This window comes from Parabacteroides distasonis, assembly GCF_004793765.1.
GTDB classification, from domain to species: domain Bacteria; phylum Bacteroidota; class Bacteroidia; order Bacteroidales; family Tannerellaceae; genus Parabacteroides; species Parabacteroides distasonis_A.
This window is the reverse complement of record NZ_SRYM01000027.1, coordinates 1-12,548: the sequence shown is the minus strand read 5'-3', so window position 1 is coordinate 12,548 and position 12,548 is coordinate 1. Positions and strand designations below refer to the sequence as shown.

Genomic DNA, 12,548 nt, shown 5'->3' with positions numbered 1-12,548 from the left:
CAAAAGTAGTAATTATTTTCAGCGAACCAAACTTGTTTATTCTTTATCTTCGCGCCACATAAAAACGATTTAAAATATGAGAACAGAATGGTTTCCTCTGGTAAACGAGGAGGGTGAGACGATCGGAAAGGCTACTCGCAAGGAATGTCATAGCGGAAGTAAGTTGCTACATCCCGTAATCCATTTACATATCTTTAATAAGGCTGGAGATCTATATCTCCAAAAACGTTCCATGAACAAGGATATACAACCGGGAAAATGGGACACGGCCGTAGGTGGGCATATTGATTATGGAGAAAGCGTGGAAGAGGCCCTGCGCCGTGAGGTTCGTGAGGAATTGGGCATTACTGATTTTACGCCTGTCTTCATCAAACGTTATATATTCGAGTCTTCCATAGAGAAGGAATTGGTAAACACCTTCCGGACCACTTACGAGGGCCCCATCACCCCCGATCCCGAGGAACTGGACGGAGGACGTTTCTGGCCGGTCGAGGAGATCAAGGAGAATTTGGGGAAAGGCGCATTCACCCCGAATTTCGAAAAGGAATTCACCGCTATTTTCCTATAAGATAAAAACGCTACACTTCGGCTAGAATAGTTATTCAAGAGCCTATTTATTCTTCGTAAGATACAGTTACATTCTACAAACCACGGCGTGAATCATACAGACCACGGCATGGTTTGTATAATTCACGTCGTGGTCTGTACAGTTCACGCCGTGGTTTGTAGAATGTAACTATATATAATTATCTTTATACCCGGACAAGCCGTCCTTCTACCCGGATATTCATCTTGAATCATTCGTTCTCTTTCACGAAACTCTTCGTCAATTAGTTTATTCATTACACGAACCGAGAATTATCCAAAAGAAAAGGGTTCAGTCAAATCAACAGAGCATAAATAGCTTACCTCGGCTGAAGACTGAACCCAATATTTTAAAACGCCCCGAAAGGGTGTTATTTACACATCTCGTTGATGATCTGTATTAATTGACCGCCTAATTCCTCGGCTTCCTCCATCGTATGGGCCTCAGAGTAGATACGGATGATCGGTTCCGTATTGCTTTTACGCAAATGAACCCATTTATCCGGGAAATCGATCTTTACACCGTCGATATCCGTAATATCGTATTGAGAGAACTTCTCTTTTACTTTCGCCAAGATAGCGTCCACGTCGATATCCGGCGTTAACTGGACTTTTTGCTTGGAGATGAAATACGGAGGATAAGAAGCTTTCAATTCGCTCGTCTTCATCTTCTTCTTTGCCAGATGAGTCAGGAACAAGGCGATACCTACCAAAGCGTCGCGTCCGTAATGGCTGGCCGGATAGATCACTCCACCATTGCCCTCACCACCGATCACGGCATTCGTAGCCTTCATCTTGGCAACCACATTTACCTCGCCTACAGCGGCGGCATTATATTCGCAGCCATGAGCACGGGTAACGTCGCGAAGCGCACGGCTGGAGCTCAGGTTACTTACCGTATTACCCGGAGTATGGCTTAATACGTAATCACTGACAGCGACCAAAGTGTATTCCTCGTTGAACATCTCGCCATTCTCGCAGATAATCGCCAAACGGTCTACGTCCGGATCTACTACGAAACCGACATCCGCTTTCGCATGTCCCATCAAATCGGAGATCTCCGTCAAGTTTTCCGGAATGGGTTCCGGATTATGAGAGAAGTTTCCATGAGGAGCGCAATGCAGCTTGAAGATTTCCTTCACGCCCAGCGCACATAACAAATCCGGGATCACGATACCACCTACGGAGTTCACGCAATCGATAGCTACACGGAAGTTAGCGGCTTTAATAGCCTCCACGTCCACGAGATCCAGATTCAAGACGCTCTCGATATGTTTTTGCTTATAAGTCGTATTCGGGATTACCTTGCCCAAATGATCCACGTCGGCGAACTCGAAATCCTCGGCGGCAGCGATACGTAATACCTCAGCCCCCTCAACGGCATTCAAGAACTCACCCTTCTCATTCAAAAGCTTCAAGGCATTCCATTGCTTCGGGTTATGACTGGCAGTAAGGATAATACCTCCGCAAGCCCCTTCCATAGCTACGGCCAATTCGGTAGTAGGAGTCGTGGCCAGATCGATATCCACCACATCAAATCCCATACCGGTAAGCGTTCCCAGGACGACTTGTTTTACCATCGGACCGGAGATACGTGCGTCACGCCCTACAACGATCTTATTGGTCTCCACTTTTGTGTTTTTTCGGATGAATGTAGCATAAGCGGCTACAAACTTAACAATAGCTAACGGATTCAATCCGTCTTCCGGGCTACCGCCTATTGTACCGCGAATACCGGAAATAGATTTAATAATTGCCATCTCTTCCTAAATATTTTAATTTCAACGATGTTACTTTATCATTCCAATTTCTACTAGATCCCGGAGATAATGGGAAGTTCTTTAAAGAACGAACATTATTATCTATATGCATAGGTCCTTGAGGAACACTATAATTCACAACATCAAAACATATACTGTTTCCTCTAAAATTATCATCTTCAAAAAGTATTAAACCTATGCGTCTAAAAGGAGCTCCATAATCTTGACCAATAAACGTGTTATCAGAGAGAACTTTTAACGAAGAAGCCTTATCATTAAACTCATAAGGCTTATCTTTGAATTGAGTTACAACTATGGAATCCCCCTTTTGAGATTCTTTAATTGTAAACGAAAAAGAACGATCACGATAATCTGTGTCATCATATAAAGTAGCAGTAGCACCATGTATTTGGTACCACCCATCCATTGAACCGCTACTAATCGCAGATATAATAGGGTTACCTAAATATGATTCCGCAATAAAACTATTATCAAAATATTCCATCAAACCATCTCCATTTACATAAGCAGACAATTCTGGCAATAAAGCCATTTGGTCTGCAACTCGCTTCACTTCTTCGTCCAAAATGATCGTTGAATCACCTTCCATTCTACACTCCGATGTATACAACACACCATTATAAATAAATTTCAACATTGAATGGGCACCTGCAACTTCTATATCAAGTTTTTCCACAGAAGAAGATTCCTGCTGACACATAGAGTCAATAGCATTATCACACGAGATTAAAGATAAACACAAGATTAAAACAAATCCTAACAAACAATAATAAGTTCTTTTCATAATCATAAAATTTAAATCAACATTGATTACAAATTCTCTTCAAATATATATTCTAGAATTTCATAATATACAGGCAAACCTTTCGACTGGTCATAATAGGTTCCCCGCTTAAAGGGAACTATTATCTTCACTTTCGCCCTATCTCCTACATATTTCAAGGGCTCCTGTATTCCCTCACTTACAAAAGAATATGACAGCTCATACATACTACTACTTGAATACTCCCCATATGTAAATGGTACACTATTTATCCCATTTGAAGGATAAGGAAAGGTTCCATTACTATGTGGCCCGTAATTACCAATAACTGTATCAGCATTCATAAAAAAGCGCATATTACAACGGTACAATATCTTCGTCTTGTATTGCACAGCTCTTTGGTCGCTTCCTTTATCTATGATATTCAAATAAACACCATTCTCCAATTTAACGAATTGATTCTCCTTGAAGATGCTATCTTTAGGGAAATCGTCCAAAATCTCAAAATCATTTTCATCGATCAAACGCTCGATTGCCTTTTTCTCATCTTTCAACATATCCGTGTACGACTTTGTCTTGCTACAAGAGATAGCAACTAATGCGGCACACAGAATCAACAGGATATTAAAACCTTTCTTCATTTGTTAGTCTTTAATTGAATGAATCGCAAATGTAAATAATCTTCGTCAAACCTTACGCATGTTTGCCTAAATCTTCTGATTTATTAGGATTAAATTCCTGTAAACCTTTCTCAAACACGGCTACGGCCTCAGATAAAGAGCCATAGAACTCACCTCCGGACGCATTTTTATGTCCACCCCCGTTGAAATAAATAGAGGCAAACTGGTTGCAAGGGAAATCGCCCACGGAGCGAAGCGATACCTTTATATAATCGCTGTCCTCACGAATAAAGACACTAAAGCTTACGTTCTCTATGCTTAACGGCAAGTTCACGAAGCCTTCCGTATCTCCAGTCTGGTACTGAAAACGATCCAGTTCCTCTTTCGATAACGTGATAAGAGCCGCCTGTTGTTCCGGATAAACCCTCATCTTCTCATACAACACATATCCCATCATACGTAAACGGCACTCGGAATAGACCTGATTCACCTTACGATAGATCAAATCCTTATCAATCCCCTTCTTGATCAATTCGCTGACGATCGTATAAATCTCCGGTTTATTCGAATTATAGGTGAACGATCCCGTATCCGTCATCATACCCGTATAGATACAAGCGGCGGCATCCCGATTCAATAAATCGAACATCCCCATACGACAAATAAAACGGAAGATCATCTCACTGGTAGAAGACATCTCCGGATACGACATCGTCACACGACAAAAATCTGCGGGGTTCAAATGATGATCGATCATCACCTTGCGGCCTTCCGAGGCGATCACCGCCGGAGCCAGTTTCTCGATACGTTTGGGTTCATTGAAATCGAGGCAGAAAATAACATCCGCTTCCTTGATCAATTTCTCGGCGAAATCCGGATATTTCTCATGTATCACGACATCCTTAGCGCCCGGCATCCATCTATAAAAAGAGGGAAATGCGTTCGGTACCACTACCACTACATTATCCTTGCCGTAAGCGGATAGGAAATGATATAAACCTAGGGATGAACCTAATGCGTCGCCGTCTGGTGAGACATGCGTCACGATAACAAAACTCTCGCCTTTCTCTACGTATTTTTTGGCTTTCTGAATCTTCTCTTCTTGAATGATTTTAGTGATCATATAATCTTTTTGTTTTCACCCCAAAGGTACGACTTTTTTAGTTTCCGGCTATCAAAAAAGTTCAATAAGGATCTTTACTGATATTATTAACAAAAGGGTTAAGGCGGCCAACAAAACTTTTGGTTCCCGTATCTTCATATATATCAAGCATAAAACAAGAAACCCATAACCTCCTAGCATCTCAAAGAAGCTAAAACGACCCGTAATCGTCGCATAAGGCATAACGCTAAACACGTCCACCACCCTTACCATGCCATGAACCAGCCCTTCTACGATCTTCTGTATCCAGTCATATCCATAGAAATCCACCGGATAGCCTAACCACAAAAAGGCAAAAGGAATCAAAAACATAGCCAAGAGAGTGACCGGTAGATTCGTAAACAAGAAAACTGTCGAAAATTGTCCAAAATAATAAAAACAGAGCAAAGCAGTCCCTATCTGCGCAGCTATAGACACCGTAATCCATTCCCAAGGCATGGCCAATAAAGGATTTCTCACCACTATCCATTCCTTGAAACGAGGCACTAGGAATAAAATAAAAAACACAGCCAAATAGCTTAACTGAAAACCAATATCAAACAGGTAATACGGATCATAGGCCAGCATACAGAAAGCGGCGGCGGCCAATGTATTATATCCATCCGTAACACGCCTAAGCGCCCTTCCCGTTAAATATAAAGATAGCATCAAGGCTGCCCGTACCGCCGTGGGCGCTAATCCTGTGATAAAGACAAACCCCCAAAGATTTCCCACCAGAATGATATAACGAACCCAACGTCCTATCCCCCATCTTGGCATAAACGAGCAAAAGAAAGATAAGAATCCACAAATCACGGCAACATGAAAACCGCTCACCGCTAATATATGAGACACGCCCGCCAAAGAGAAGCGCTTTTTCGTATCCCGGCTCATCGCTTTCTTATATCCCAATGTCAATGTAGCCAAAATAGATTTCTCCTCATCAGACAAGCGTAAGCGATCAAACGTATTTACCAAAGAATATTGGGCCTCGCTAGCCAATAAACCTAAAGAAGAATCAGGCTCATTTACAAGCGCTATACGCCGGTCACTATACCAACAGACCTCAACCGCCAAACATACAATCAAAACAGAGACTATAGCTCCCCATATCCAACGGGAATCGTATCGCAACTCCGCATGCGCTCTCCCACACGAGAACCCCAGAAAAAGAAAAATCAGAGCAGATAAAACCCCTAAAACATATAAGAGCAAAGAGGTAGGTAAAAACGCATAGCATAAAATTCCGGTTATCCATAAAAAAAGCGGCCGTACAAAAGGCCGCTTTTGTATTTCCTCAATCATGATAGTTAGGTTTTGGTGATATATTAATGTGTTCTACAAAGCTTTCAAGTCTTTAATTGTTTGTATCGGATCTGAAGATTTGAACACGAAATTGCCGGCGACTAAGACATCGGCACCTGCGTCAACCAAACGCTTTCCCGTCTCTAAATTCACCCCACCATCTACCTCGATCCATGTATTCAGTCCCTTCTGGTCTATCATTTCCCGTAAACGGGCTACTTTATCTACTGAATACTCAATGAAGCGTTGACCACCAAATCCCGGATTCACGGACATCAATAGAACCATGTCCACATCTTGGATTATATCTTCCAATAAGCAGATGGGCGTATGCGGATTCAAGGTGACACCCGCTTTCATGCCCGTTTCCTTAATAGCCGCTACCGTCCGATGCAAATGGGTACATGCCTCATAATGCACGTTCATCATATAGGCTCCCGTAGCCGCCACTTCAGGGATAAACTTCTGGGGCTCCACGATCATCAAGTGCACATCCATCGGCTTCTGGCACATAGGCTTTAATGCGTTAAGTACCGGGAAACCAAACGAGATATTCGGAACGAATACCCCATCCATAATATCCAGATGCAACCAATCGGCGTCACTTTTATTTATCATCTCCACCTCCTTCCGCAAATCCAAAAAATTAGCGGAAAGCAGGGAAGGTGCTACCAAATGCTTCATAATCTTGTCTTTTGTTTTCGCAAAAATACACAAAAAAAGAAAGAGAACCTAATAATATAGATTCTCTTTCCGTAATTCTTAGTTCAACACATACCCACAGAGCTCCGGACATACGGCCGGTTCCGCTTGATAAACCCTCGCAAACTGTTTCAAGAAATCCATCGTTTGCTTTCGAGGCGAACTTTTTACCTCCGGGGCACTTTTCACTTTTTTCTCCAAATCATCCATGCATTGCGTAGAAAACTTCCTCATAGGCACCTTTATTTTTATCTTGTTTGCTAATAAAACGTAGGGACCTAAGACTTATTGCATGGAAAGAAAATTATTTTACACCATAGATAGCTCGATACGGTTCTCATCGGCCATACGGCGCATATTCAAGATCGCATAACGCATGCGCCCCAAGGCCGTATTAATACTAACCCCCGTGATATCGGCGATTTCCTTGAAACTAAGATCTTGATAGTAACGCATCTCCAAAACCTCACGCTGGCTATCCGGCAAATGCTTTACCAATTTCTTCACATCAGACAATACTTGATGACGCACGATATTATCCTCTATCGTACCATCGCAAAGCTTGATATTATTAAATAAGTCGATTTCTACCTCATCATTCGAGATCGTGTTCTCGCTACGTTCCTGACGGAAATTATCGATAATCAAGTTATGGGCAATACGAGTAATCCATGCCTTAAACTTGCCGTTCTCAGTATAACGACCTTGCTTTATAGTCATGATAACCTTCACGAACGTCTCTTGAAAGATATCCTCCGTAAGTTCTTTGTTACGTACTATGAAATAAATGTAAGAATGAATGCTACTTTTGTATCGATTTAATAAAATATCGAAAGCGGCATTATTACCTTCTGCATAAAGGACAACCAATTCCTCGTCGGTCATCATTTTTAAAGTCTTCATTACTTTCACATTTTTAGTTTATTCGAGTAATGTTTATGCTATAGGCGATGGGGTTTAACTGTTATACAATGTTATTTATGAAAGCAAAAGAACGAAAAATATTTTAAACCAACAAACATTTTATTTCAAATTATAAAAAGAATGTCCCCTGCCCGCACCTTTAACGTACGAACAGGGGACTTTACTGATCTAAAATATATGTATATTAGAACTTGTATCCCAATGTCAAAGCTACACGAGTCGTGTTTGTTTTCATCGTGGCGGGTTGGGCTTCGAGGAATGGCTTCGGATCATCTCCCGCAAACATATTAGAGAACGCATAAACATCTTCCTTATGCGTACGGAATACACAAGCCAAGTCCGTATAGAAGTTCGGGGTAAAGCGATAACCGATACCTACCGTATAATTCATGACCCCTTTATCGATCGTATAATTAGGAATCGTACCAACCGTAAAGACCTCTTTCCCTCCATTCTTCAGTTTATCCTTGATCGGACTATCGCTGTAGGCGACACCTGCTCTTACGGCAAATTGAGGAGTAACCTTTACCTCCGCACCTACACGGATCGTATTCATTGATTTGAAATTATCCGTTATATCTTGGTTAGTATACACGTTACTGCTACCATCCGTTTGATACATACGCATATTCTTATAATTCATCAACTCGTAATCAATGCTTATCAAAGCGGTCGTACCCAAGATTGCGGCGGCACTAAAGATCCATTTATCCGGAGAACGGAATTCATAGTCATAATAAGCATTATTAGGAGTAGTCGCATCCAGTTTACGCTCCTTCATCTCCCCTTTATCCATAAAGGTCAGATAAGAACCGGCCTCACCATAATAGCGATCTGTCATCTTATACCATGTAGGAGAATTATAAGCCACACCCAAGCGAAGAAAATCGGCGGGACGAACAATGGCACCCACATTAAATGAATACCCGGTACCATCCGTATCCAAGTAATTATCTAAGTATAAATTATTGCCGTTCGTAAATTCCTCATCATACGATGACTGATATCTATAGTTCAGATCCGTAATCGCAACCGTAGCGCCAAGCATCACAAGTTCCGATATATTTATACCGAAAGCCAAGTCATATTGATCCACGGAACCTCGCTCTGAAACTTTTAATTGACCTCCTTGCAATAAATACGAACTCCATTGCCCATCCGCATCTTTATCCCCGAACGCACTATAATACTCTTTATCATTATCGTTATATGAATCCATATAACCGGCATTGTATCCTAGAATAGATAGCCAATCACCTAAGTCTTGGTTATTATAAGGGTTATAGTCTTTACCCTCCCCCAACAGTCCGCTAGGCATTCCTGCCGCACGCATGGCCACATAATCAGAAAGAGAAGTATTCAAATCACCTCCTGTAGCCATCGTATAGTTCCGGTTATAATTCTTCAAGCGATTATAAGAGAAACCAACGTTCCAGCTCACGATACCCTCATCATTCGCTGTCGGGAAATATCCTACGTAAGCGATATTATCGAAACTCACCTTCGTACGGCTGTTGTCCACCTTCGAACCAAGCCAATCGGTCTTCGCGGAGGCCGAAGACAAACTCAATGTCGTAACCACCTCCGAGCTTTTATAAATCGCCAAGCCTGCCGGGTTCGTATTCATAGCGGAAATATCACCACCTAACGCACCAAAAGCACCACCCATTCCTAAATAACGAGCCGTACCATTCAACTCCGTCTGGGAATACTTAAAGGCATCCAACTGTGACTGCGAAAAAGCGGTGCCGCCACACAGGGCAAGCACCGACATTATAATTCCTATCCTTTTCATCGTATCTCTAATTTTATCAACCTAACACTTTTACCTGCGACCCCCACCGGCACGGCCACCTCCGCCACCAACAGAGCCTCCACTAGAACGACCTCCACCGAAGCTACCGGAAGAAGAACCTACCGAACTACTACGAGAAGGAGAGGAACTTCTAAATTGACTGGAAGAAGAGCGACTATTTGAGAAATCGCTACTGCTTCTGGAAGAAGAACGTGTTACCGGAGCTGAATATTGACGTCCGGAAGAAGATGCGGCTCCAGAACTACTTCTGGAAATCCTTGTTCTCGCCGAGCTATTACTTATGCCCGAGCTACTTCTTGTCGTTGCCGAATTTCTAACAGAAGAAGAGGAACGACGTCCCGCACCAGAGGAAATAGCAGATTCCCTACGGGTAGATCCCGCACGTCCATTGCTCAAGGAACTTGAAGACGAAGGTCTTGTAGTCGATCTGGAATTTCTCAAGGAAGAAGAGCCACTGCTCCGCCCACCTGTATAACCGGAACCTCTGCCACTCGCATAAGAGCGATTATCTCGATAAGAGGAACGTCCGTTTGAATAATGTCTACTTGGAGTCGAGTAGTAACCGGGATAGTAATGATGGTGATGTCCCCAATGGCCACCCCAATAGCCTCCACCCCAGCCCCAAGATGGGCCATACCATGGATCGTACCACGGACTATAATAACCGGCATAAAAGCCTCCCCAGCCCCAACCGAATCCCCAAGACGGACCATAGAAGCGAGGGGAATAAGTCCACCAAGGGCTATAGCTATAGAACCAAGGATCGTACCACCCCGTATACCAAGGCGAGCCCCAACCGTTGCCGATATTGATATTAAAATTCACATTCGCATTACCGTTCGAGTAATCCGTATCATAGCCGTAAGCATAATATCCGTCACTCAGATACAAATCCACCTGATCCGCTCCGGCGATCGTAATCTTACTCGGCGAATGATAACGAATGATACGTTCCGTATATTCAGTATCCGAACGACGTTCGGAAGAAGACTCGTTCTCACCGCTATCCTCATAGAGGACGGAATCATCCTCACGATAAGGCTCCTCCACCTCGACTGATGTATAACGACGGTTATATTCATCCACATCCCGGCTGTCCGAAGAAGCTTGGCTCTTGGCTGCCGCAACCAGAGTTTCAGGCTTCTGTTTCGGCTGAACAACCTTTTTCTCTTCAACCTGTTCTTTCTTTTTCTTGTTTTTGGAAGAGAAATACACATCATCAAAGAACTCCTCCTGAGCCGCAGCACTAAACGCAATCAGAAGCATCATCACTAAAGATGTCAATTTCATGGGTTTCATATTTGTTTCTCCTCTACATTAAATAAATATTTTTCTCTTTTCATGTTTGACGCCCTTTTACGCAAAGGGTTTAAACGCTTTTTAGTTTTATAACAATAAACTCAATGCAATGTATGTACAAATATAACTAGTTCATACAAATGAACTAAGATTTACATATACTTTAACTTATAAAACTGATACATTTATTGTTATCTATAAAAAAAGATGCAATGTTTACGAAAACGCTGCAATCTTCGTAAATTCTTATCATTTTTGTTTCAAATTATAACGGAAAGATGACGATGGTATTTCGAGATCTTTCCTAGGTCAAGCAACGGGTATGGAAGCGATCATCGGGGCGTTCTTGCCCGGACTAGCCCTAAATCACCCTATTCCGCAAAGCTCACCCTTGATAAATCGTGTCGAGTTCGTAGGAAATGCCATATTCATCCCATTCTTCTTGCTGGGCGTAGATATGTCCATAGATCACCATACGTTCTTTACCAGTTTCGAGACCATTAAAGTAGGGCATATCCCGTGCAGGCTAACATGAACAAAGGTACTCGCTATCTGACTTAACCACTACGGAACCATCCTTTCACGCCAAGACTTTCGGGGAGAGTATGGCATCTTCTGCTTGGCGTATCCTAGACGGAGGATCAAGGCTGGAATCTCGCTGGCAAAAGACAAGTCTTTCGCCAGTAAACTGGAAAGATCACGCACCTCACAAGGCTGGTTCAAAAAGGCGAAAGCAATATTCTTTTCCGTAGCTCTCAAAAGAAAACGTTGCAAACTCCGGCCTAGCGCAAACCATTCCGGTAGCGTATTTGTCCGTAAGGCGAACAAGGCTAAATGAGAAGAAGAGTCCAGCTTCTTCTTGTCTCCCCTATTTTGTATGCCGGCTTTCAAGACACTTCCCATGATTGTCTCTGAGATAAGACGGGGAAGGTTCGGCGCCCCGAACACCGCATAACTCAGGCCATCCGATGTAGCTCGTACATGATTCTTATTAAAACGCATCCATGATTTCAGCTCTCGTTTAAACAGATGATCGTTCATTTGCCGGTTATTCCCGGCAAATATATAAGAAGAAAGCGTATCAAACTCCCACTCTCCTTTCGACCACAAATACAGACTGATATTTTCCTCCAAAGGCGTATTCCTCAAATAGCTCAATTGATCCGATGGAATCATTTCCCCGGAATATATGCCTCGATTCGTCTGTCTGACCGAAATTTCCTCGATAAGCCCACTCGTCTCTTTAATCATCGATGCCTCCGACAAGAGCACGGTGATCTCCCCCGATCCTGAAAAAACCGGTAGCGGAGCATATCCTTTTGCCTCAGCCGCAATGCAAAGATTCTCGGTGGCGCATCCTAAGCTAATAAATAACTCACGGTTATCCGGATCTACGGCCGGAAGGGACTTACTCATATCCGGAAGAATCTGTATCCTATCCTTTTGCACACGAAACAACCAAGGTTGGGTATTATGCCCCGATGGGGCTTTCACGGCTTGTTCCATCATATAGATAAAATCCGGCCGTATATCACTTATCCGCAATGATCCTGTTTCCATTGTATATTATTTAATCGTTATATTTTTGCATAAAGTTTCAACATCAGAGTGT

At 42.7% G+C, this 12,548-nt stretch carries 12 protein-coding genes and 1 pseudogene; 2 read left to right on the top strand and 11 right to left on the bottom strand.

The features are described from left to right. Positions 1 to 76 precede the first annotated feature (76 nt). Entirely contained in the window at positions 77 to 568 is a 492-nt protein-coding gene (locus E5342_RS10605; RefSeq protein WP_121735200.1) for an NUDIX hydrolase, read from the top strand. 388 nt (positions 569 to 956) lie between these two features. On the opposite strand, the gene glmM is transcribed toward E5342_RS10605, so the two are convergent. From glmM to E5342_RS10560, 10 genes are all read right to left on the bottom strand, one after another. Further along, on the bottom strand, positions 957 to 2,345 hold the full coding sequence (gene glmM / locus E5342_RS10600; protein WP_121735199.1) for a phosphoglucosamine mutase: 1,389 nt from the start codon (positions 2,343 to 2,345) through the stop codon (positions 957 to 959). Continuing rightward, the gene (locus E5342_RS10595; RefSeq protein WP_135959347.1) at positions 2,332 to 3,150 is read right to left on the bottom strand and encodes a hypothetical protein; all 819 of its coding nucleotides are present in this window, start codon (positions 3,148 to 3,150) and stop codon (positions 2,332 to 2,334) included. The genes glmM and E5342_RS10595 overlap by 14 nt, the downstream gene beginning before the upstream one ends. 26 nt (positions 3,151 to 3,176) lie before the next feature. After that, positions 3,177 to 3,770 (bottom strand): DUF4827 domain-containing protein, encoded by a 594-nt coding sequence (locus E5342_RS10590; protein WP_121735197.1) that lies wholly within the window; start codon positions 3,768 to 3,770, stop codon positions 3,177 to 3,179. A gap of 52 nt (positions 3,771 to 3,822) precedes the next feature. After that, positions 3,823 to 4,872 carry a DHH family phosphoesterase gene (locus E5342_RS10585; RefSeq protein WP_121735196.1) on the bottom strand — a complete coding sequence of 350 codons (1,050 nt, stop codon included), beginning with the start codon at positions 4,870 to 4,872 and terminating at the stop codon, positions 3,823 to 3,825. Positions 4,873 to 4,923: 51 nt separating this feature from the next. Further along, complete coding sequence (locus tag E5342_RS10580) at positions 4,924 to 5,979, bottom strand: ComEC/Rec2 family competence protein (RefSeq protein ID WP_246867094.1); 1,056 nt, start codon at positions 5,977 to 5,979, stop codon at positions 4,924 to 4,926. Between the two features lie 249 nt (positions 5,980 to 6,228). After that, positions 6,229 to 6,879 carry a ribulose-phosphate 3-epimerase gene (rpe, locus tag E5342_RS10575; RefSeq protein ID WP_135959345.1) on the bottom strand — a complete coding sequence of 217 codons (651 nt, stop codon included), beginning with the start codon at positions 6,877 to 6,879 and terminating at the stop codon, positions 6,229 to 6,231. 78 nt (positions 6,880 to 6,957) lie between these two features. After that, positions 6,958 to 7,131, bottom strand: a complete 174-nt coding sequence (locus tag E5342_RS19355; protein WP_168354476.1) for a hypothetical protein — start codon at positions 7,129 to 7,131, stop codon at positions 6,958 to 6,960. A 75-nt stretch (positions 7,132 to 7,206) separates the two neighbouring features. After that, positions 7,207 to 7,800, bottom strand: coding sequence for an RNA polymerase sigma factor (locus E5342_RS10570; RefSeq protein ID WP_121735193.1), 594 nt, complete (start codon positions 7,798 to 7,800; stop codon positions 7,207 to 7,209). A 205-nt stretch (positions 7,801 to 8,005) separates the two neighbouring features. Continuing rightward, positions 8,006 to 9,616, bottom strand: a complete 1,611-nt coding sequence (locus tag E5342_RS10565) for an OmpP1/FadL family transporter (protein WP_135959344.1) — start codon at positions 9,614 to 9,616, stop codon at positions 8,006 to 8,008. A gap of 30 nt (positions 9,617 to 9,646) precedes the next feature. Beyond that, on the bottom strand, positions 9,647 to 10,936 hold the full coding sequence (locus E5342_RS10560) for a hypothetical protein (RefSeq protein ID WP_135959343.1): 1,290 nt from the start codon (positions 10,934 to 10,936) through the stop codon (positions 9,647 to 9,649). A gap of 298 nt (positions 10,937 to 11,234) precedes the next feature. Between E5342_RS10560 and E5342_RS10555 the strand changes: the two are divergent. Next, positions 11,235 to 11,453 (top strand): annotated as a pseudogene (locus E5342_RS10555) (cation:proton antiporter); the annotation flags it as partial. A 47-nt stretch (positions 11,454 to 11,500) separates the two neighbouring features. Here the strand turns inward: E5342_RS10555 and E5342_RS10550 are convergent. Further along, positions 11,501 to 12,496, bottom strand: coding sequence for an Acg family FMN-binding oxidoreductase (locus E5342_RS10550; protein WP_135959342.1), 996 nt, complete (start codon positions 12,494 to 12,496; stop codon positions 11,501 to 11,503). Positions 12,497 to 12,548 lie beyond the last annotated feature (52 nt).